A 23043-nucleotide genomic window follows, 5' to 3' on the forward strand; every position below is an offset into this window, starting at 1 on the left:
ATTAAATAAATTAAAAAATAGCCTAAAAAAACGTAACAAAAATAGCTTTATCGCTATTTTCTTGATATTTTGAGCCGTTGCGGCCAATAAACACTGCATTTGAACCTGCGCTCTTCCTCTAAATCGTGCATAGCGATGTCCGTGATGTTGTTTAGCATCAGCAAAGCTGCGCTCTATCGTTTCTTTTCGCCGAGCATAGACTTTTTTACCCCACTGACTTAAACGAATCTCGTTGGCTTTCTCTTTATCTGCTTCCCAGATATGCCGTGTGATGACTTTCTGTGTATTTTTACTCTGTGTACACTGTGACAATAACGGACAGACTTTGCAGGTTGTTGCATCAGAATGATAATGACGATAACCTTCCCTGCTGGTAGTTTTATATATTAATGTTTGCCCGTTTGGGCAAGTATAAGTATCGTTTTGACCGTTATAGATAAACTGCTTTTTTCTGATGGGATTCGCACCATGGGTGGGGCGGCGATAACCCAACACCGGATATATCTGCTCTGCCAGCAGTAAATGGCAAATGGGAGCCGTAAAATAACCCGCATCAAGACCGACACCAACCGGATTAAAGCCAAACCGCTCTAACTGGCGTTTTAATCGAGCCATGTAAGGCTGGGAATCATGGATATTTCCAGCTGTGACATAGGTATCGGTAATTAAATTATGTTTGCCATCAACCGTTCGGTGATCTAAGTAGAAGAACCCTTTAGGCTTGCCTTCCCGATGCATAAAGCCACTGTCCGGATCTGTTGTACTGACTTTAACCTCCTTGTATTTCTCTACCGTCGATGGCTTTAAGGCTTTTTTCCGTTTAATTCTCTTTCTGCGTTGATGGCTTGATTAAGCGCATCAATATATTGACTGGGCTCAACAATACGCTGCTCATTACGTGCTTTGCCTTTATTGGCATTTGCTTTTAGGTGAGTACTGTCCGTATATAATACCCGACCACTTATCAACCCTTTGGCAATGGCCTGCTCAACAATATTATCAAAAATCTGTTGATAGATTTCACTGTCATTAAACCGACGGCGACGATTTTGACTAAGTGTTGAGGCGTCAATCACTTTTTCGGTTAATCCCATTCCCAGAAACCAGCGGTAAGCTAAATTGACCTGAATTTCCTGAACCAGACGACGTTCACTGGGGATACCGAAAAGATACCCCAATAGCATGATTTTAAACAGTCTGACCGGATCTTCTGCCGGACGACCGTTATTCGGGCAATAAAGTGGTGCTACCGCTTCTCGAATAAATTCAAAATCAATGACTTTAGCTATTTTACGAACAAGATGATTTTGGGGGACAAGCGCATCTAGTGAGATTTGCTCTATTTTTTCTGGTGTCGCTGGAGTTGGTTTTTTTAGCATAGAAGAACTTCTCTTATAGTGGACTCCTCTCTATTAGATCAAAGAACTCGCCAAAAAGCGAGTTCTTTGTCATCAATCTGAAGCCTTGAATATATCAAGGCTTTTAACTGGAGTTATAATGTCTTTTTAGACAAATCCATAAACCAAAATTATGATAACAGCTACTGGCACAACATAACGAGTTAGTGCTGTCCAAATGTTAAACCAGAAATCGTTTAAATTTAACTCTTCGCGAATGCGTTTTTGATTCATCATCCACGCGCCAAATACAACCGTGCCTAATCCAGTAACTGGTAACATGATTTTACTGGTTAGGTAATCAAGTAAATCAAAAATATTTTTACCAAATAGTTTTACTTCGGCCCATTCATTAAACGATAAAATACAAGCGATACCTAATGCCCAGATAACTAGGCTACTTAAAATCGTTGCTGACTTTCTGCCTAATGGTGTTTTTTCTTCTAATAATTCAACCGTTGGTTCAAGTAATGAAATAGAAGAAGTTAGTGCTGCAAAAGTTAGGAAGATAAAGAAAAATACCCCTAAAATAGTGCCACCAGCCATATTTCCAAATGCAATTGGTAGGGTAACAAAAATAAGCCCAGGTCCTTCACCTGCTTGTAAACCATTTGCAAAAACTAGTGGAAATATAGCCATACCTGATAGCATTGCGACAATAACATCTAAAATTACCACTGTGCGAGCGGTAGATAGTAGGTTAACCTCTTTTCCTAAGTATGAGCCATAAGCCATCATAATGCCCATACCTAAAGATAAGCTAAAAAATGCATGCCCAAGAGCGGCTAACATAGCAGTGCCATTAATAGCCGAAAAGTCTGGCGTGAATAAAAATCTAAATGCCTCACCAAAAGATGAACCACTGACATAGGCTGCGTATCCAACTAATACTAACAACAAGATACCTAGTCCAGGCATCATAATTTTACACGCTCGTTCTAAACCAGCACCAACGCCCAGTGCTACAATAAATGCGGTAGCAGCCATAAATACAGTGTGCCAAGTTAATAAATGGCTCACATTGCCAAGGAAGTTACTAAAAATTTGTTCTGTAACTTTGCCATTGGCGCCTTCAAAAATCCCTTGACCAGCTAAAATAATGTAATCGGTCGCCCAACCACCAATAACACTATAAAATGATAGGATTAAAAATGATCCTACTACGCCAATAATACCAACCCAATGCCATGATTTAGAACGATTTTCAGAAACAGCAACATCTTCCATGGTATGAATTGGATTTTTTTGTCCACGACGACCGATTAGCCATTCTAAAACTAAAATCGGCAAGCCAATAACAAACATAAAAATCAAATAAGTGAGCACAAATGCTGAGCCCCCCATTTCACCTGCCATATATGGAAATTTCCAAATGTTACCCAACCCAACAGCAGAACCAGCCGCAGCAAGCATAAATCCCATGCGCGAGCTCCATTGTGAGTGATTTTCCTTCATAGTACCCGTACTCATGAATATTTTTTTCCTTTATTCTTAATTGGTTAATCCTAGTATAAGCTAATGCTTAAAAACGTTTTTATTAGAGATAAGGTGTTAAATCATGCCATGAAATAAGCATGGAAACAAGAAATCATTAAAACTATTAATATAAATAACAATTTGACTATTAAATTTTATAGTAGCTTGAATTCAATTTGTGACAAGCTACTAACTAAATATTAACAGCAGGGTAAATTTATATTTTGCTCTTTTATTGATAGTAGTGATGCCTTAAAATATATGATTATGAATTTAGGCTGTGCTTTATAGGAAAAGTTATCATGTCACAAAATGTTGATTTTAATGAAATAAATAAATTTTCACAATTAGCTGCTCAGTGGTGGGATCTTGATGGTAAATGTAAACCTTTGCATATTATCAACCCATTACGTGTTAATTATATACAACAACATTGTGGATTATTAGAGCAAAAAGCGGTATTAGATGTAGGATGTGGTGGCGGTATTTTATCTGAAAGCTTAGCGAAACTGGGTGCTAATGTGACAGCCATTGATCTTGCTGATGAGTCACTCGCTGTGGCAAAACTGCATGCTGCGCAAAATGGTTTATCTATTGCCTATGAAAAACAGACTGTAGAACAGCATGCAGAGCAAAACCCTATGCAATACGATATTGTAACGTGTATGGAGCTGTTAGAACACGTCCCCGATCCATTTTCAATTATTGATGCTTGTGCAAAATTGCTTAAACCAGGGGGTAAATTATTTTTATCGACGATTAACCGTAATCATAAGGCAAAATTGCTATTGATTTATGGAGCAGAATATATTGCTCGGCTAGTACCTAAAGGCACACATGATTTTAATCGCTTTATTCGTCCCTCAGAATTAATGTCGCTTGTTGAGCAAGCAGGTTTCACTGTTGGTGATGTAATAGGCATGGAGTACCATCTATTGAGAAACCAATTTAAATTAGGACCTAATATTGATGTCAACTACATCTTAATGGCAAACCGTTAGGAAAATAAAAGAGCAATGTGTAGGTTAAAACAAATTGTCTATATAATATGCATATAATTTTATATTATTTTAATAAATCGTATCTAATATAAATATCACTGGTTTTTTTAAGTAAAAGTAAGTAAAATGCTTTGGCAATATTTTATCAACAATCCAACCAATGGTGAATATTGTCATGTCTCGTATAGTTAAAGAAGCACTCACGTTTGACGACGTGCTATTAGTTCCCGCCCACTCAACGGTATTACCGAACACGGCTGATATTAGTACTCAACTAACCCAAACCATAAAACTTAATATTCCAATGCTATCAGCAGCAATGGATACAGTAACCGAATCAGATCTAGCCATTGCGTTAGCACAAGAGGGGGGGATTGGTTTTATTCACAAAAATATGTCAATTGAAAATCAAGCCAATCATGTAAGGCGAGTAAAGAAACACGAAAGTGGTATAGTTCAAGATCCTGTATCTGTTTTACCTACTGCAACCATAAAGCAAGTTATTGATCTAGCTAAAGAGTATGGTTTTGCTGGATTTCCTGTTGTGACTGAAACCCAAGAACTGGTTGGAATTATTACTGCACGAGATGTACGATTTGCCACCGATTTATCTTTACCTGTTACTGCCGTTATGACGCCTAAAGATCGCTTAGTTACCGTCAAAGAAGGTGAGCAACGTGAAATCGTACTTCAAAAAATGCATGAGCACCGTATCGAAAAAGTGCTTGTTGTTGATTCACGCTTCCACCTAAAAGGTATGATTACCGTTAAAGACTACAACAAAGCCGAGCAAAAACCCAATGCCTGTAAAGATGAAAAAGGGCGCCTGCGTGTGGGAGCTGCTGTTGGGGCCGCGCCAGGTAATGAAGAGCGCATCGCCGCATTAGTTGAGGCTGGCGTTGATGTGTTGCTAATTGACTCTTCACATGGCCATTCGCAAGGTGTACTTGACCGTATTTATCAAACTAGAAAGAATTATCCTAATTTACAAATTATTGGCGGTAATGTTGCCACCGCTGAAGGTGCCAAAGCCTTAATTGAAGCTGGAGTTAGCGCTGTTAAGGTGGGGATTGGACCAGGATCTATTTGTACAACACGCATTGTAACAGGTGTTGGTGTGCCACAAATTAGTGCGATTATGGATGCAGTTGAAGTCGCACAAAAACATAATATTCCTGTTATCGCTGATGGTGGAATTCGTTATTCAGGCGACATAGCCAAAGCCATTGCTGCAGGAGCATCTTGCGTTATGGTCGGTTCAATGTTTGCAGGCACAGAAGAAGCACCAGGCGAAATCGAATTATTTCAAGGTCGAGCCTATAAATCATATCGTGGCATGGGATCGCTTGGCGCAATGGCAAAAGGATCGTCTGATCGCTATTTTCAAACCGACAATGCTGCAGATAAACTGGTACCAGAGGGAATAGAAGGGCGCATTGCCTACAAAGGACAATTAAAAGAAATCGTTCATCAACAAATGGGAGGATTAAGATCTTGTATGGGGCTAACTGGTTGCGCAACGATTGATGCATTAAGAACTCAGTCTAAATTCTATCGAATTACTGGCGCAGGCATGAAAGAAAGCCATGTGCATGATGTACTTATCACCAAAGAGCCACCTAACTATAGAGCGGGCGCGTAAAAAAGGGGGGGGAACCTCCTTTTTTTTGCAAATAAAAAACTTCAATAAAATCAATGACTTTTCTGAACCATTTTTATAGAAAACGTACTGTTTTTATAACGTCAAAAGTTATTTTAGGGGGAGTATTGGGGGGAATGTTTTATTCTTTTGGTGCCCAGAATAATTGATGCCATCACGCCTGAATTGGGAGGTTTAGTTCTGAATTCTCTCTCAACCCTAACATAAGGCTGCAAAACATGATTTTGGGTTATTCCACCTTTTTATTTAATTTTAATGAGTTGTTCCTGATAAAGCATAGCACTGCCCCAGCAAACAAGGGTATTTGGCTAGGCAGTGCTTATTTTAGTTATCTAAAATATCAATAACTTCATAGCAATCGTTTAATAATTCTATCCACTTTTATACGGCTGAGTCGCTTTATTAATTTATGCACTTGGCTAGGATAAAATTGGCTTGCCTGTATTTGTTGAAAATGAGTGACCAAGGTGGTTTTTTGGCGTATAGCGTTTAGTTCTTGGGTGAGTTTGTCACTCAATTCTTGTTTTGGATCATGTATTAATATGCCATTTTCAAGATCTAGCCGCCACGCTCGCGGATTTAGATTGTTGCCTGTTATAAGCACCCATTTATCGTCTACCCAGATACCTTTAAGGTGGTAGCTTTGTTGTTCATCCTTCCATAAGCGGATAATCAGTTGTTCTTTGTCAATAAAGAGTTGCAGGCGCTCGATAAAGCTTCTTAAGTTGATTTCGTATAAATAGGGTAGTCCACCTGATATGTTAAAAGGCTTATCTGGTGGAATATAAAAATCGTTGGCTTCTTTGTCACCAATAATCAGTTCCACTTGTCGTCCTTTACGTAACAAACGGATAATATCGCGGACTAAAATACTTGGTAAATTAAAGTAAGGCGTGCAAAAGATCACTTTTTGTTCGGTAACGTTTATTAAGTGATGAATAACTTTATTTAAAGCATTATTGCGCCCAAGCCCCATTATTGGTGCAACCGATAAAGTTTCATTGTCAGTATTGGCGCTGTATTGGTAGTTTGCATCCATTAAATGTTGGCGCAGGGCTTTGATTTCAGATTTGATCTGTTTGCGGGTTTTATGCGTGCCCAAATTAAGCAATTGCAATGCTTGATATGGTAAAAAATGCTCATGAATAAATTGCACCATGCTATCAGCTAATACTGGATTAGTAATAAAGTGGTAGCGGTCATAACGGTATTTATCGAGTTTGTGTAAATAGACATTATTAATGCTTGCACCGCTGTAAATAACCGTATCATCTATAATAAAACCCTTAAGATGCAATACACCAAGCACCTCACGACGATTAACTGGTACACCATAAATTGGAATGTCAATTTCTGTATTCTTTTGTTTTAATTGGTAATAATAATTGGCGTTAGTATGCGCTTTATCTTCACCAATTCTTCCTCGCTGTGCTCGATGCCAGTCAACAAATATTTTGATATCTAAATTTGGACGTTGCCGTTTAACTTGATAAAGCTCATTAAGAATTTCTTGACCTGCTTCGTCTTGTTCTAGATAAAGTGCGACAATATAAATACGTTGCTGAGCGTTTTTTATCTTGTCAATTAACGCTAGTCGATATGCTTTTGGACTATTGAATATCTCATATTGTTCGGCATTTTGTTGAATTTTTGCTAATTCATCTAGATGCTTTTGGTGATTATATTTTATAAATGGTATTCGCATGATTTATTTATCATTATAACTGGTAAATTACTTTAGGCTAATGATAGTTAAAAGTAATGTAAATAAGACCAGTAAAAATAACACTCCTTTTAAAATGTGCGCATTTCGATTAAGTTGCTTTAGGCTAAATACGCCATATCATTATGCTTATTGACCTTTAGCAGCATGTTTATGCTTTATTGCTAGGATGATAAATGGTTTAAGACTGCTCATCAACCCATGTTTCAATTATTTTGTAAGTTAATGCAAGTACTACTGGCCCAATAAACAATCCCATTATACCAAAACTAAGTAAACCACCAATTACGCCAAATAAAATGAGTAAAAATGGTAAATTAGCTCCTTTTTTTATTAAGTAAGCACGCATTACGCTGTCTAAAGTGGTTAAGATGATGGCAACAACGATTAAACAGATACCCTCAATGGTATGACCTGACCAAAATTGCCAAGCGATGCAGCCAAGCATAACCACTACAGGGCCAATTTGGGCTACACAGCAAATAAATAAGATGAGTGTCAGTACGCCAGGTAATGGCATATTGGTGAGAAGAAAACTCAATCCGCCGATTAACGCTAAGGTGATGGCAGTCACCACAACGCCTAATGCTACTGCACGGATAGATTGCCCTGCTAAAGTAACGGTGGTTGCACCGTATTGCTTAGAGAGTCGATTAGCTAGTAAGTAGACATATTTAGTGATGCTTTCACCTTTTAAAAAGAGTAATAGACTAAAAATAATCATGACGCCAGCATGAAAAATAAATATACCAATGTTAGTGGCTTGTTCAAGTAGCCAACCTATCATGGTACCAATATAAGGCTGTATGCTTGAAACTAAATCGGTACCATCGGTTTGAATCAGATTTAACCATTTTTGATGTAACTCGGAACCAAAGGTCGGTATGTTTTCAAGCCAGTCAAACGTGGGTAGTGTTTGATGTTGTAGCGTTTTAGCCCATTCAATAAGATGGTGACCATTTTGTGCTACAGAGCTAATAATTAATATAAATGGAATAATGCAAACAAATGCAAGTATTAACGCCATAACAAGCAACGATAACCAGCGCTTGTTAAACAGTTTTTTTTGGATTTTTATCATTAATGGCCAAGTCGCAATGACTACCATTACCGCCCAAAAGAATCCAAATAAGAAAACTTCAACAATACGATAGGTAATAATGATTAGCAACCCAATAATTAATAAGTTTAAAATTAACTTGAGTAAATCGGTAGTATTTTTTTCTGCTGGCATTTTAACACCATATTTATTAATCTATATTGTGTTATTATACGCATTATCAATTAAAATTAATATGATGTATTGATGATATGATGTATCGATGATTCATTCTTTCATACTGGAGATTTAAAAATGAAAAAATTATTATTATTGGCATTATTAGGTGTGTCATTAACGGCGTGTGCCAACACACCAAAAATTAAACCTGTTGCACAAAATGCTAATGATACAGCGCCATTTCCAACTGCTCAAGAGGGCACTACACGTTATGCTATTTATCTGCCAGCTATTGCTAACGAAAACAATGCAAAAGTTGAAGTAATAATTGGCAAGGAAATGAATGTTGATTGTAACTTACATAATATTGGTGGTACGGTTAAGCAAGAAGAGCTTAAAGGTTGGGGATATTCATACTATGTGGTTGAAAAGGCCGCAGGTAATATTTCAACTTTAATGGCTTGCCCTGAAGGAAGCAATAAAAATCAATTTGTGACCCTTAGCCACAATTTAGGTTTATTTAACTATAACAGCAGTGTGCCATTAGTTTTTTATGTGCCTAACGATTTGCAAGTTAAATACCGTGTTTGGCAACCTAAGGATAAAATTCTAGAAGCTAATGCAGAATAGTTTGTATTTATGAATTATTAATTGGTTATCAATTATCGATTGAGTGGTCAAAATATGCCCACTCAATCTTGAAACTTTCAATATTTGATTTTTTAAGTGGACATCTTTGAAAAAAAAGGTATTTTATCCCTTGTAATGCAAGGTTAGCTCGACATGTTCATTTATCATTATTAATGACTTGTGATTGCCTGATTACCTCGGTTTCGCTTGGCGGTGTTACATTGATAATTTATATCATTTTCTCAACGTCGATGGCAAAATTTGGGGGTCCGTTGTGTCTTTGCAATGGGCTTGTGTCTAACATGTAATATCCCTACAACTAGAGGAGAAGTGGTGAGCATGTTTACTCAACGTAAAACAATTCTTTCAATCGTGGCTGGTGTTTCACTAGCGTTATCTCAACCTGCTATTGCTAAAGATCGCGTCGTGCATTTTTACAATTGGGCAGGGCAAATCGGCTCTAATACAATTACTGATTTTGAAAAATCAACAGGTATTAAACTTGTTTATGATGTGTATGATTCAAATGAAGCACTTGAAGGTAAATTAATGGCAGGCCATTCTGGTTTTGATGTGGTTTCGCCATCAGATAGTTTTTTAGCAAGACAGATTAAATCTGATATTTATCTTCCATTAGATAAAAGCAAATTGCCTAACTGGAAAAATCTTGATCCTAATTTAATGAAATTAATGGCTACCCATGATCCTGATAATAAATATGCCATCCCTTATGTGTGGATGACAACAGGCATTGGTTATAACATTGATAAAGTTAAAGAGCGTTTAGGTAGCGATGCGCCAGTTAATAGCTGGGATCTAGTATTTAAGCCTGAAAATATGGAAAAACTGAAAGATTGTGGCGTAGCATTTTTAGATGCCCCAACCGAAATTTTCGCAAGTGCTCTTCAATATTTAGGAAAAGATCCGAATAGTACTGATGCTAAAGATTACACAGGCGCCGCTTACGAGCTGTTAGAAAAAGTTCGCCCAAATATTCGCTATTTCCATTCTTCACAATATATTACCGATTTAGCAAATGGTGATATTTGCGTGATTTTAGGATGGTCGGGTGATATTTTACAATCACGCGATAGAGCTGATGAAGCAAAAAATGGTGTGCATGTGGGCTATCAAATTCCAAAAGAAGGAGCATTAGTCTTTTTTGATACTTTTGCCATTCCAAAAGATTCAGCCAATCCTGACGAAGCACACGAGTTCTTAAATTTTGTCATGAAACCTGAAATTGCAGCGCAAGTGACTAATGATGTTAATTTTGCTAGCGCCAATAAAGAAGCAAACGACAAATTTGTAAAACCAGATGTGAAAAATGATCCTGCGGTTTATCCAAAACCAGAAGTAATGGAAAAATTATTCACCCTGAAAGTTAAAGAACCTAAACTTGAACGTGTAATTACCCGCACTTGGACCAAGCTCAAAACTGGTAAATAAGCGATATTTTGTATATCGAATCTTAACTAAATCCAAGACGGAGAGGCTATGAGTCTTTCCGTCTCGTTTTTTTTGGCTTGTTGTTATGAGGAAAAAAGAGTGAACGATAAAACAACAAATCAGGTACAGCCTAAAAAAAAGATGATAACTCCTTTATTGGAGATCAAAAATTTAACAAAAGTTTTTAATGATGATTATTATGCCGTTGATGATGTAAATTTGACTATATATAAAGGTGAAATTTTTGCATTATTAGGCGCATCTGGAAGTGGTAAATCAACACTACTACGTATGCTTGCTGGTTTTGAGCAACCGACTTCGGGGCAAATCATTTTAGATGGAAAAGATTTATCACAGGTTCCACCTTATAATCGTCCTATTAATATGATGTTCCAATCATATGCTTTGTTTCCTCACATGACGGTTGAACAAAATATTGCCTTTGGTTTAAAACAAGATAAATTAAGCTATAGTGAAATTAAACAGCGTGTTGAAGAGATGTTAGCGCTTGTGCATATGGAGCAATTTGGCAAACGTAAACCACACCAATTATCAGGCGGTCAGCGCCAACGTGTGGCTTTAGCCAGAAGTTTGGCTAAACGACCAAAATTATTGTTACTTGATGAGCCAATGGGTGCACTTGATAAACAACTTCGTGATCGAATGCAGCTTGAAGTGGTGAGCATTTTAGAACAAGTGGGGGCAACTTGCGTTATGGTTACCCATGATCAAGAAGAAGCTATGACTATGGCTGGTCGTATTGCTATCATGAATAAAGGTCAATTTGTGCAAATTGGTGAACCAGAAGAAATTTATGAACATCCAAATAGCCGTTATAGTGCTGAGTTTATTGGTTCGGTTAATATTTTTGACGGTATCTTGCAAGAAACGTTAGAAGATGGTTTGATTTTGAGTTGTCCTACTATTAAACATCCATTTAAAGTGGATTATGATTCGCCTGCGGTGGAAGGCGTACCGATTAAAGTTGCTCTCCGCCCAGAAAAAATTCAATTATGTGAACAATTGCCTGAAGATGGCTATAACTGTGCTACAGGTGAAGTTGTCGAAATTGCTTATCTTGGGGATTTATCGATTTATCATGTCAAATTGCCAAGTGGGCAAATTATTATTGCACAATTGCAAAATGAGCATCGTTATCGTAAAGGAATGCCAACTTGGGGGGATATAGTTAACTTAAGTTGGGAAGTTGATAGTTGTGTTGTACTTACTGAATAAACAAAAGAGGATATCATAATGCGATCCATTGTATTAGGATTGTTGTTAAATGCATTTGTGTTGCTCAATGTTTATTGGCGTTTTGTAACAACGGGTGCATTTGATAACTTATTTTTAGATGCGCTATTTACCGCAATGACATTGAGCTTTTTATTGTCATGCTTTGGTTGTTTTTTAGCGCATTACAGACCATCTAAATTTGCTTATCGGCTTATTATTGCTGGCAGTATTTTATTTATTCCAGCAGGGTTAGTTGTGATTTTTTATACATATAAAAAATTGCGTCAACAACGAGATGATTCAGATTTAATGACTCTTTATGGAAGGTTAACGGTAATTGCGATCCCTTATTTATGGATGCTATTACTGTTTTTATTACCATTTTTAATTGTATTTAGGATCAGTTTTTCTGAAATTGCTTTAGCAGTGCCACCTTATACTGATTTGTTAAGTTATTACGATGGTTTGCTTAATATTACGTTAAATTTTGGCAATTATTTAAATCTAATTAGCGATACAATTTATGTTGATTCGTATTTGCAATCACTTAAGATTGCTGCGATTTCAACTGTGCTTTGTATTTTGATTGGTTACCCATTGGCTTGGGCTATTTCACAATGCAAACAGTCAACTCGCAATATTTTATTGCTACTGATCATTTTACCTTCATGGACATCGTTTTTAATTCGTGTTTATGCGTGGATTGGTATCTTGAATCCTAATGGGCTGTTAAATCACTTTTTGATGTGGTTAGGCGTCATTGATCAGCCTTTGATTATTATGAAAACCTATTTTGCGGTGTATATTGGTATTGTTTATTCGTATTTACCATTTGTGGTATTGCCAATTTATACGTCGTTAAGTAAGGTCGATTCAACGTTAATCGAAGCAGCATTAGACTTAGGTTGTAAACCGATAAAAACATTTTTTAAGATCATTGTACCTTTAACCAAAAATGGGGTGGTTGCTGGAGGAATGTTGGTGTTTATTCCTGCTGTAGGTGAATATGTGATCCCTGAATTATTAGGGCCTTCTGAAGGCATTATGATTGGTACCCAGCTTTGGACCGAGTTCTTTAACAATCATGACTGGCCAGCAGCTTCAGCCGTTGCAAGTGTGATGTTGATGATATTAATTGTACCAATTTACTATTTTAATAAATTCCAAAATCGACAAATGGGAGGTAAATAGATGAACAATTTACCTGTTATTACACGATCCGCCCTAATTGTATTTATCTTCTCTTTGCTAGGTACAATTTTATTGAGTATTTTGATTTCATCATCGGGATTAACGCTTTTGGGGCAAAGTAGTTTTTACTACGGCTGTATTACTTTTAGTTTTATACTTACGGCTTTAGTTACTATAGCGCTGTTTTTTCGGTGCTTGAAGGGGCTTATCTTTTTAGTTGTCTTTTCGTTTTTATATATCCCCATGATCATTTTGATTGTTTATTCGTTTAACAGTTCTCGGCTAGTAACAGTTTGGGCGGATTTTTCAGTCAAATGGTATTTTGAGCTAATTCACAATGAAACACTACTTAAAGCTGTCGGATTAAGTTTATCTATTGCTGCATGCGCTGCTACTTTTGCTGTTGTGCTCGGCACATTGGCCGCTTATGCAATTATCCGTTTTAGGCGATTCCGTGGGTCTAATTTATTCTCATTTATGACAACAGCGCCGTTAGTTATGCCTGATGTTATTACTGGATTGGCATTGTTATTATTGTTTGTTGGCATGGGACAGGTTTTGGGGTGGCCAAAAGATCGGGGTGCAATAACTATTTGGATGGCACATGCGACTTTCTGCACCGCCTATGTCACGGTAGTCATTAGTGCAAGGCTTCGTGAACTTGATAAATCTATTGAAGAAGCGGCTTTAGATTTGGGTGCTAACCCATTGAAAGTCTTCTTTGTTATTACATTACCAATGATTGCACCAGCATTAGTTTCTGGCTGGTTACTTGCATTTACCTTATCACTTGATGATGTAGTAATTGCTAATTTTGTAACAGGGCCAGGCGCAATGACATTACCTAAATTAATATTTTCAAAAGTACGTTTAGGGGTTGATCCACAAGTAAACGCTTTAGCCACAATTATATTACTCATTGTAGGGATTATCGGTTTTATTTCGTGGTTATGGATGCGTCAGTCTGAGCGACGTCGCATTCAAGAAACACATAAGCACTAAATCCTGCCTCTTATATCAATATTGCCGCACATTGCGGCAATATTACGTTTTAAAATCTCCGTGTTTTTTTCATCATTTTGTATTATAGTGTGAATGGTCAATTTATTTGGCTAAATTCTCAGGGCGGGGCGTAATTCCCCACCGGTGGTATAGCCCACGAGCGCTTAATATTTTAGATCTTAATGGTCTGTTTATTTTATTAATAACAAACCACAATAAACCATCTAAAGATATTAAGGTCAAGCAGATTTGGTGAAATTCCAAAGCCGACAGTTAAAGTCTGGATAAAAGAGAGTTGCTTATCTTTCTCATGTTTGCTGAAAGGCAAAGTCATACTGGTCAAGCACAGCCCTGATTCTGGTATTTTATTTATTTGTACTTAATTAATTTGATGCATCAATAATGATTAAAATTTAATTAAGTAAATAATGAAATGAGCAAATTAAAAGTATAGGTATTTACCATGAATCAGTTTAATCTGAATGAGTTTGGAACTCCAATCGAACGAGTCAAAAAGGCCATTGCATCAATTCAAGCCGGTCAAGGTGTGCTAGTTTTAGATGATGAAGATCGTGAAAACGAAGGCGATATTATTTGGGCTGCTGAGTCAATCACTCCCGAACAAATGGCTATTACTATTCGTTATGGTAGTGGCATTGTTTGCTTATGTTTACCGCCAAAACGTTGCGAAGAATTGGAATTGCCTATGATGGTGGCCAATAATACCAGTAAAAATAATACTGCGTTTACTATTTCGATTGAAGCTGCCGATGGTGTAACAACGGGGGTATCAGCTGCCGACCGCGTTACGACCATTAAAGCTGCGGTTAATGATAACGCTAAACCTAGCGATCTTAATCACCCAGGACATGTCTTTCCATTGGTTGCTAAAGAAGGTGGTGTATTGGTTCGCCGAGGCCATACCGAAGCATCAATTGATTTAGTGACATTAGCGGGTTTAAAACCTGCTGCAGTCCTGTGTGAGTTAACAAATGATGATGGCACAATGGCAAGAGCACCTGAAGTGGTAAAGTTTGCCAAACAATACCATATGCCCGTTGTAACCATTGAAGATATAGTTGAGTATCGTAACACTCTCAACGCTTGAGCTAACAATTGTTCCGCCGATGAAATTGTTCGGCGGAGTTATTTATACTCATCATATTTAACGTTAAAAAATCTAACTTATTTTTTTGTATCGAAACCCTATTGATAAAGCTGCTATCTGAAATATTTTTTAGGTTTATAAGTTAATGTTTTTTATCGGGTTAGTGAAGTTAGTCTTTTTATCGATTTGGCTTGAAAAGCGTGATTTGTTCGCTTATTTTATAAGAAGAAAAATTTTGCTTACATCTGGATAATTTATGCTACGTTCTATTTTTATTTATCTTATGGCACTTTTAACACTTACTGGTTGTCAAGCTGAATCAACAAAATCGATGAATGTGATTGTAACTAATTCTAAAACAGAGGTTTTTTATTCAAGCTCTCATAGTGATTATAAAATTATTATTTATGCACCTAATCCACCCGCTCCCAAGGGTGGTTGGCCAATTATTTATCTTCTTGATGGCGATAGTTATTTTTTTACAGCCCATAGTATTTTGACTAATTACTTTCCTTTTCTTATGCTTAACCTACTTAACTATCCTATAAGTAGCGATACTAGATAAGTATGATAACGCCTACTTTAGATTTATAATAAAAAACGGTTTAAAAACACTATTTTATTATTCTATACTGATTTAAAATTAAATTAAAAAAGTATAACTATTTTTATTTTTTTCTATCAATTTATCTATTTCTTTTATATCTTTCTAAAAGCATACGATATGGTATGATATGGAATAGGCAGGCTAACTTACATAAATCGTAATGCATTGAATTATAAAAATTTGCTCTTGCTATTGATGATTATTCATTATAGAATTACCTACCTTATTGAAAAATAATAATAAAACTTGTGGTAAGGTATCATGAAGGTTAGTTGCTTTGACTTATTCGTTTTTTTTGACTTAATAGTTAAAAACATACAGTAATTAAGCTCTTTGGGTGGCAAATGTTCTGTTTGCGAACCATCTTTTATTTTGTCGTTGTTTATCGACAATAAATCATTATCAAGTGCTATATAAAATAGGTTATGACAAAAAATAAAGTAGCAAAACGAGGTAGCTATGTTAAGCGTGAATAAAGAGTGGGCATTTGTAGTGCTGACTTGCTTTTTTGAGTTATGTTGGATTTTAGGGTTTAGCGTTGCAACCGAGCTATGGCAGTGGGGTATCATTGTGTTGCTAATTGTTGTCGATTTTACTTTTTTAACCAATGCTTGTAAAACAATACCCACTGGTACAGTGTATGCCATATTTTCAGGCGTTGGTGCAGTTGGTGCGACAGTGATTGACATGTTGCTTTTTGACAAAGAAATTAAATTAATTCAACTTTTTTTTGTGGCACTTATCATTATTGGTGTTGTGCAACTTAAACGTGCGGATAGTTAATATTACAATAAAGGACAAATTTAATCATGGGATGGCTATTGATATTAATTGCAACTGTTTTTGAAGTTCTTGGGGCGATTGGTCTTAAGTTATATGCAGAGCAAAAAACTCTGTTTAGGCTTGTTTTATATTGGGGAGGATTTTCTGTGTCTTTTATGCTTTTTTACTTTTCTCTCCATTATCTTGAATTGAGTATTGTGTATCCTGTTTGGGTTGGTCTTGGCACATCGGGGGCAGTGTTAGCTAATATGTTATTGTTCAATGAGCCTAAAAACTTTTCTCGATTATTTGGTTTGAGCATTATTATTATTGGTGTTGTTGGTTTACATGCTACTTTATAATCAGTTTTGATTATACTGACAAAAAAACCGGAGATAATCTCCGGTAAAATATAATGTAAGGTTGAATAAAAAAAGAAATGAAATTAAATTAAATTTCGTTAGCATGCTCTTTTAAGAAACTTGCAACGCCTTTCGGGTTTGCTTGCATGCCTTTTTTACCTTTTGTCCATTGTGCAGGGCAAACTTCTCCATGCTCTTCATGGAATTGGAACGCATCAACAATACGAATCATTTCGTCGATATTACGACCAATTGGTAAATCGTTAATCGTTTCATGGCGTACAATACCTGATTTATCAATAAAGAATGATGCGCGTAATGCCACACCGGCTTCAGGATGTTCAACACCATATGCTTGCATAATTTCGTGTTTGATATCTGCAATAATCGGGAATTTTACCTCACCAATACCACCATTGTCTCGAGGTGTGTTTCGCCAAGCGTTATGTACGTATTCAGAGTCCATTGAAACACCAATAACTTCAACTCCTCGCTTTTTGAATTCTTCTAGGCGGTGATCAAATGCGATGATCTCTGATGGACAAACAAAAGTAAAGTCCATTGGCCAGAAAAAAACCACAGCATATTTACCATGAATATGTTGTGATAAATTGAAATTGTTAACAATTTCTCCAGATCCTAAAACTGCTGCTGATGTAAAATCTGGGGCTTTGCGAGTGACTAATGTCATAGTGTTTCTCCTTGCTAATTAAATGTAAATCATATCGTGGAGCATTATAGCAATTAAAATCGATTGTCCAAGTTGTTATAAACAATCGGTATCATAAGTTTAAGCTATTAACTGTTGATTATTGTTCGGTATTATTTATTAATTTTTTAGGTTTACCTTTATTTTTGGTATCTCGATGACGCTGTTTTATCTTTTTCTTCTTGGCATCTTCTTTTTTGCGAACACTTTTTAATTTTGCTTTTTGCGATGGTTTTTTCTTTGTTGCTGGCTTTGGGGCTTTTGTTTTTGGTCGCAATTCATCAATGGTTCTTAGTTTTATTGGTTCTTGGATATAGCGCTCAATTTTTTGTAGTAATTCGTTATCATGAGCTTCAATTAGCATAATTGCCGTACCTTTTTTACCTGCACGTGCAGTGCGACCAATGCGGTGCAAGTAAACATCTGCGGTTTTCGGGGCATCAAAATTAATAACGTGGGTGATATCGTCAATATCAATTCCACGCGCTGCAACATCAGTTGCAACCAGTACATTAACAGTATTATTGCTAATTCTTTTGATCGCTTCGTTGCGTTTTGCTTGTACCATTTCGCCTTCTAAATAGCAACTGTGGATGCCAGCTTGATGCAGCAGGTTAACTAATTCGTGCACACGTTCACGTTTACGAACAAATACAATGGTTTTTTTTAATTCTTGTTGTTTTAATAAGTGAGTAAGCAGTGCCACTTTATGGGGTAAGTCGTCAGCACGATAATAGAATTGTAGGATCTTTTTTCGCTCTTTACGTGATGGATCGGCATTGATTTCAATTGGTGCATTTAAAATGCGACTGGCAAAATTATGCAGTCCTTCGCCTTCAAGTGTAGCTGAAAATAATAAAGTTTGCTTACGCCAACGAGTTTCGGCTGATATGGTTTCGACATCTTGCGAAAAACCCATGTCTAGCATGCGGTCTGCTTCGTCTAAAATCAGCATCTCAACCGCTCGGCAATCAAAATTTTCTTCTTTTATATACTGTAATAATCGACCTGTTGTTGCAATAACAATATCTTGATTTTTGCTAAATACTTCAGCGTGATTCATATAAGCAACCCCACCAGTAATGGTTGCGATGCTTAGTGGTGTCGATTCGGTTAATAATTTGGCTTGCTCGGCAATTTGCATGGCGAGTTCACGCGTTGGTGTTAATATCAAAATACGTGGTGGCCCAGATTTACGACGAGGGAAATCTAATAAATGTTGCACAGCAGGAATTAAAAAAGCGAGTGTTTTACCCGTACCAGTTGGTGCTGAGCCTAAAATATCTTTGCCATCTAGAGCAACAGGAATCGTTTGTGCTTGGATTGCTGTCGGGGTGTTTATATCCTGCGTTTGAAGATTGTGAATTAATATATCATCTAGCTCTAAATCAGAAAAAGTGTGTACTGTCATAATGATCTTTTCATCTAAAATTATAAGACACATTATAACGGCAATTACTATAACTACAATCAATAAAAGTGTGATGGATTATTATTCGCTCTTTATACGTTATTTGCTTACAGATAAGTTATCTTGAAGAGAATGTCAACTTGTGTGCCTAAAATCTTAACGATTTATTTAAGCAAAACTTATCATCTTTGAGTGTTTATGGTAAGATTAGGTAAATTATTACAGCATGTAAAATGGTGATTGGGTTATTCCGTTGCGGTTTAACGCTTAATCAATTTGTACCTTAATACAAGCTGGTTCAAAATTTCCTATTAAATAATATTTCTATAATAACCATCAGATAATAACTATGACTGAATGTTTTTCGATTGATAATTATAATAAGCAATTAGAACGGAAAGTAGATATTTTAAAAACATTATTATCAGACTTTTCTCTTCCCGAATTAACAGTCTATTCATCGCCAATTAGCCATTATCGAATGCGAGCTGAGTTCAGAATCTGGCATCATGGTGAGGAGCTTTATCATATTATGTATGACAAAAAGACAAAAAAACGGGTACGCGTTGATGAATTTCCTATTGCGACTAAATTAATAAATCAAGCGATGCAAACTATTTTGCCTTTATTACAGCATAATCATCTACTTCGGCATTTATTGTTTCAAATTGATTATTTTTCAACCTTAAGTGGTCAGTTATTAATTACGCTTTTATATCATAAAAAGTTAAATGATGAATGGATAATTGAAGCAAAAAAATTAAAAATGCAATTAGCTAAACAAGGCGTAAATGCGAGTATTGTCGGGCGCGCTAGCAACCAAAAAATTGCAATTGATGTTGATTATATTGATGAAGCTTTGCCTGTAATGGATAAGACGTTTCTTTATCGCCAAGTCGAAAATAGTTTTACTCAACCTAATGCTGCGGTAAATATTAAAATGCTACAGTGGGCTGTATCCGTTACTAAAAACTCATCGGGTGATTTACTTGAATTTTATTGTGGTAATGGTAACTTTTCAATTGCACTGGCACAAAACTTTCGAAAAGTATTGGCCACTGAAATTGCTAAAGCGTCAGTTTATTCTGCTCAGCATAATATTGCCATTAATCATATTGATAATCTTACTATTGTCCGATTGTCGGCTGAAGAGTTTACCAGCGCAATTAAAAGAGAGCGTGAGTTTAATCGTTTAAAAGGAATTCATTTAGATGATTATCGGTGCGACACGGTACTGGTTGACCCGCCTCGTGCAGGATTGGATTTAAATACTATTGATATATTGAAATCCTATAAAACTATTATTTATATTTCGTGTAATCCTAATACATTGCGCGACAATTTGCAGTTATTGAGCAAAACGCATTCAATTCAACATTTTGCAATGTTTGATCAATTTCCTTATACCGATCATATCGAAACAGGCATAGTATTGTGTAAAAAGTAAAAGGATCTGATATTCAAAACAGGATATTTTTGCTACAATAAGCCCAATTTATGTGTGACTAATTATTGTTTTCAGTATATATACAGACTTGCGCCAAATTAGATAAAAAAAACCCTAGATAAACTAGGGCTGCATTAAATTGCAAGGAATGGATGAAAGGAAATAAAACAATGAAACAATAATGTCTAGCCTCATGAATCATTGTGTAGCTACTATAGCAAAGACAAACCAACTGATTGGTGACATAAACATTACAAAATGGTCATTAATATATCATGATTGATTTAATGTTTATCATTTATTCTATAGCAGTATTATGCAATTTCGACAATCAGGCAAACAACAAAGGAAGTATTCAAATATGAAATTGTTAGTAGTTGAAGATGAGCAAAAAACAGGTGAGTATCTTCGTCAAGGTTTAGTTGAATCTGGATTTGTTGTTGATCTAACAAACAATGGTCTTGATGGTTATCATAGAGCGATGACAGAAGATTACGATTTAATTATTTTAGATGTCATGTTACCTGACATTGTGGGTTGGAAAATTGTTCAGTCACTGCGTGAGGCTGGCAAAGATACCCAAATTATGTTGCTCACTGCTATGGGCAGTGTTGAGGATAAAGTAAAAGGCCTTAACTTAGGTGCAGATGATTATTTGGTCAAACCTTTTTCGTTTGCTGAATTACTGGCTCGGGTTAAATCCTTGCTTCGACGTAATGTCCCACAGGTTAATAATTCTCAATTGAGTATTGCTGATCTAGTCATGGATCTTCCTAAGCGTACGGTAACACGTGGCGATAAGCGCATTGATTTAACCAATAAAGAATTTTTATTATTAGAGTATTTTTTACGTTACCCAGGTGAAGTATTACCACGTTCCTTAATCGCTTCTCAAGTTTGGGATATGAACTTTGATAGTGATACCAATGTCATTGATGTCGCAATTCGACGCTTACGTAATAAAATTGATGCCGATTTTGAGCCTAAATTAATTCATACAGTCCGCGGAATGGGGTATAAGTTAGATGTCTTGGATGAACCCGAATAAGTTAATCTCATTACGTTTGCCTCTTATTGTTTGTTTAATAACGTGTGGTTTACTTTATTGCTTCAGCTTTCTAATTGAACGTTCTTTTGAAAAACTTTCAATTCAGCAAAATGTGTCCGAACTTAATTCGGTTATTGACTCTATTGAGCGTGAGCTTGTTTATTATTCTCCCGACGAGAACCGTGATGAGTTTATTCAAAATTTGTTATTAATTTTGACAGGGCACCATCGGTTATTTGTTTATATTATTGATGATCAGGGAAAAATAGTCTACCGAACTCGTGGACCCAATCTAGCTTTTGCTAAAACTCAAATTGATTTTGATAACATTGTTGAAAATCACAGAACAGATATTTGGAATCAAGATAAATCATCATATCGAGTTGCGGCCTCATATGTTGCCATTGAAAATGGCAAGCACTATACCACAATCGTTGCTATTGGTCGTGATCTACAGATTGAATTTATTCGACGTTTACGTGACGGTTTAGGTTTACTTATTGGTATTGCTTGTATTTTGGTATTAATTGGTTCTTTTATTAGTATCTATTTTACCCAAAAACCGATTAATCGATTGATTAAAAAGATTGAAAAAATTAACCTTAAAAGTTTGAATTACCGTATCCCTACTTCTTTAGTGCCAATTAAATACGTGAGTTTGGTCAAAGCATTTAATGATATGCTTAATCGTATGGAGGATGTGTTTCATCGGCAACGCAATTTTACAGCGGATATTGCCCATGAAATGCGAACTCCAATTACTAATCTAACTACTCAAACGCAAATTGTGCTCAATAATGCTAGAACGACAGATGAATATCGTGAGATTTTATACTCTAATTTGGAAGAATATGAAAAAATGTCACAGATGATTTCCGATATGCTGTTTTTGGCTCAAGCAGATAATCGCCAATTGGTGCCTAATTTAATTGATATTGATTTACATAATATGATCACATTAATGTGTGAGTATTTTGAGCCACTGACTGACGAGAAAAATATCACTTTCAACCTTGATGGTAATTGTTCTCATATTCAAGGTGATAAAATGATGTTGGGACGAGCAATCAGTAATATTTTATCTAATGCTATTCGTTATACTCCAGAAAATCAGGTAATAACCATAACATTAAAGCAAGTGAATGAAAAACGTGTGCAAATTGTTATTTCTAACCCAGGTAAAAAAATTGACAGTAAGCATTTGCCACATCTTTTTGACCGATTTTATCGCGTTGAGGAATCACGCCATCGTAACGGAAATGATAGCGCGGGCACTGGAATAGGGCTTGCGATAGTTAAATCTATTATTGAAACGCATAAAGGTACGATTTCTGCCGAATCTGACGAGCAATCGACACGCTTTATTATCAATTTACCAACTGCTATTTAACATCAAAGTCACTAATCAATAAATTAGCTGCTGCATAAGCAGCTTTATCTTTTAGTTCTTGTGGTACAAGGTCGTTAAGCACAACTTCATTTAACACTTGCATGACAGCACCTAAGGCATCTTCAATATAACCGAGATCATTACTGCCAATTTGTGCGTATTTTTCATAAATAAGATCGCTATATTTTTTCATTAAATTCGCTCCTTGAGGTGCC

At 36.2% G+C, this 23043-nt stretch carries 20 protein-coding genes, 1 pseudogene and 1 riboswitch; of the genes and pseudogenes, 14 read left to right on the forward strand and 7 right to left on the reverse strand.

The window, feature by feature from the left end; translation table 11 throughout:
* Both A9G42_RS11955 and A9G42_RS11960 read right to left on the reverse strand, forming a co-directional pair.
* Positions 1–1379, reverse strand: a protein-coding gene (locus A9G42_RS11955) for an IS1182 family transposase (protein WP_143426165.1) whose coding sequence is annotated in 2 segments (ribosomal slippage) — positions 1–809 and positions 809–1379 — 1380 coding nt annotated over the 2 segments. Because the reading frame shifts where the segments join, the coding sequence is not laid out codon by codon here. This gene is flagged as partial in the annotation.
* Between the two features lie 126 nt (positions 1380–1505).
* Positions 1506–2867 (reverse strand): sodium-dependent transporter, encoded by a 1362-nt coding sequence (locus tag A9G42_RS11960; protein WP_218057730.1) that lies wholly within the window; start codon positions 2865–2867, stop codon positions 1506–1508.
* Positions 2868–3175: 308 nt separating this feature from the next.
* Between A9G42_RS11960 and ubiG the strand changes: the two genes are divergently transcribed.
* Together ubiG and guaB are read left to right on the forward strand one after the other, a co-directional pair.
* Complete coding sequence (gene ubiG / locus A9G42_RS11965) at positions 3176–3874, forward strand: bifunctional 2-polyprenyl-6-hydroxyphenol methylase/3-demethylubiquinol 3-O-methyltransferase UbiG (protein WP_065653533.1); 699 nt, start codon at positions 3176–3178, stop codon at positions 3872–3874.
* Positions 3875–4049: 175 nt separating this feature from the next.
* Positions 4050–5516 carry an IMP dehydrogenase gene (gene guaB, locus A9G42_RS11970; protein ID WP_065587973.1) on the forward strand — a complete coding sequence of 489 codons (1467 nt, stop codon included), beginning with the start codon at positions 4050–4052 and terminating at the stop codon, positions 5514–5516.
* Between the two features lie 367 nt (positions 5517–5883).
* Here the strand turns inward: guaB and pssA are convergent, their stop codons facing one another.
* Both pssA and ydiK read right to left on the reverse strand, forming a co-directional pair.
* A complete protein-coding gene (gene pssA, locus A9G42_RS11975) occupies positions 5884–7242 on the reverse strand; it encodes a CDP-diacylglycerol--serine O-phosphatidyltransferase (RefSeq protein ID WP_442903204.1) in 1359 nt (452 codons plus the stop codon).
* A 196-nt stretch (positions 7243–7438) separates the two neighbouring features.
* Entirely contained in the window at positions 7439–8491 is a 1053-nt protein-coding gene (gene ydiK, locus A9G42_RS11980; RefSeq protein ID WP_065567249.1) for an AI-2E family transporter YdiK, read from the reverse strand.
* Between the two features lie 120 nt (positions 8492–8611).
* Here ydiK and eco point away from each other — a divergent pair, with 120 nt between their 5' ends.
* The 9 genes and pseudogenes from eco to A9G42_RS12025 all read left to right on the forward strand — a co-directional run bounded on the left by eco (position 8612) and on the right by A9G42_RS12025 (position 16823).
* Positions 8612–9106 carry a serine protease inhibitor ecotin gene (eco, locus tag A9G42_RS11985; RefSeq protein ID WP_065567250.1) on the forward strand — a complete coding sequence of 165 codons (495 nt, stop codon included), beginning with the start codon at positions 8612–8614 and terminating at the stop codon, positions 9104–9106.
* Positions 9107–9445: 339 nt separating this feature from the next.
* The gene (locus tag A9G42_RS11990) at positions 9446–10555 is read left to right on the forward strand and encodes an extracellular solute-binding protein (protein ID WP_065580074.1); all 1110 of its coding nucleotides are present in this window, start codon (positions 9446–9448) and stop codon (positions 10553–10555) included.
* 99 nt (positions 10556–10654) lie between these two features.
* Complete coding sequence (gene potG, locus A9G42_RS11995) at positions 10655–11791, forward strand: putrescine ABC transporter ATP-binding subunit PotG (RefSeq protein WP_218837814.1); 1137 nt, start codon at positions 10655–10657, stop codon at positions 11789–11791.
* A gap of 321 nt (positions 11792–12112) precedes the next feature.
* Positions 12113–12982 (forward strand): annotated as a pseudogene (locus A9G42_RS12000) (ABC transporter permease subunit); the annotation flags it as partial.
* 243 nt (positions 12983–13225) lie between these two features.
* Positions 13226–13984 (forward strand): ABC transporter permease subunit, encoded by a 759-nt coding sequence (locus A9G42_RS12005; RefSeq protein ID WP_081295587.1) that lies wholly within the window; start codon positions 13226–13228, stop codon positions 13982–13984.
* A 110-nt stretch (positions 13985–14094) separates the two neighbouring features.
* Positions 14095–14284: riboswitch (FMN riboswitch) on the forward strand.
* A 163-nt stretch (positions 14285–14447) separates the two neighbouring features.
* Positions 14448–15092, forward strand: coding sequence for a 3,4-dihydroxy-2-butanone-4-phosphate synthase (gene ribB, locus A9G42_RS12010; RefSeq protein WP_065567252.1), 645 nt, complete (start codon positions 14448–14450; stop codon positions 15090–15092).
* A gap of 256 nt (positions 15093–15348) precedes the next feature.
* Complete coding sequence (locus tag A9G42_RS12015; RefSeq protein WP_065653536.1) at positions 15349–15657, forward strand: hypothetical protein; 309 nt, start codon at positions 15349–15351, stop codon at positions 15655–15657.
* Between the two features lie 501 nt (positions 15658–16158).
* Positions 16159–16482, forward strand: coding sequence for a DMT family transporter (locus A9G42_RS12020; protein ID WP_218057698.1), 324 nt, complete (start codon positions 16159–16161; stop codon positions 16480–16482).
* A 26-nt stretch (positions 16483–16508) separates the two neighbouring features.
* The gene (locus tag A9G42_RS12025) at positions 16509–16823 is read left to right on the forward strand and encodes a DMT family transporter (protein ID WP_065587977.1); all 315 of its coding nucleotides are present in this window, start codon (positions 16509–16511) and stop codon (positions 16821–16823) included.
* An 88-nt stretch (positions 16824–16911) separates the two neighbouring features.
* Here A9G42_RS12025 and A9G42_RS12030 read toward each other — a convergent pair whose 3' ends face one another.
* On the reverse strand, positions 16912–17514 hold the full coding sequence (locus A9G42_RS12030) for a peroxiredoxin C (RefSeq protein WP_065567255.1): 603 nt from the start codon (positions 17512–17514) through the stop codon (positions 16912–16914).
* 118 nt (positions 17515–17632) lie between these two features.
* A complete protein-coding gene (gene srmB, locus A9G42_RS12035) occupies positions 17633–18943 on the reverse strand; it encodes an ATP-dependent RNA helicase SrmB (RefSeq protein WP_065582709.1) in 1311 nt (436 codons plus the stop codon).
* A gap of 349 nt (positions 18944–19292) precedes the next feature.
* Between srmB and trmA the strand changes: the two genes are divergently transcribed.
* The 3 genes from trmA to A9G42_RS12050 all read left to right on the forward strand — a co-directional run bounded on the left by trmA (position 19293) and on the right by A9G42_RS12050 (position 22828).
* A complete protein-coding gene (gene trmA / locus A9G42_RS12040; RefSeq protein WP_065653537.1) occupies positions 19293–20390 on the forward strand; it encodes a tRNA (uridine(54)-C5)-methyltransferase TrmA in 1098 nt (365 codons plus the stop codon).
* Between the two features lie 361 nt (positions 20391–20751).
* Positions 20752–21438 (forward strand): heavy metal response regulator transcription factor, encoded by a 687-nt coding sequence (locus A9G42_RS12045; RefSeq protein ID WP_065567284.1) that lies wholly within the window; start codon positions 20752–20754, stop codon positions 21436–21438.
* Complete coding sequence (locus A9G42_RS12050; RefSeq protein ID WP_082212183.1) at positions 21416–22828, forward strand: heavy metal sensor histidine kinase; 1413 nt, start codon at positions 21416–21418, stop codon at positions 22826–22828. Before A9G42_RS12045 ends, A9G42_RS12050 begins: the two co-directional genes overlap by 23 nt.
* On the opposite strand, the gene A9G42_RS12055 is transcribed toward A9G42_RS12050, so the two are convergent.
* Entirely contained in the window at positions 22821–23021 is a 201-nt protein-coding gene (locus tag A9G42_RS12055) for a YaeP family protein (RefSeq protein ID WP_065580077.1), read from the reverse strand. The two genes, A9G42_RS12050 and A9G42_RS12055, sit on opposite strands and share 8 nt — an antisense overlap.
* Between the last annotated feature and the right edge of the window lie 22 nt (positions 23022–23043).

The sequence above is a fragment of the Gilliamella sp. Nev6-6 genome (genome assembly GCF_001690605.1).
GTDB classification, from domain to species: Bacteria; Pseudomonadota; Gammaproteobacteria; order Enterobacterales; family Orbaceae; genus Gilliamella; species Gilliamella apicola_C.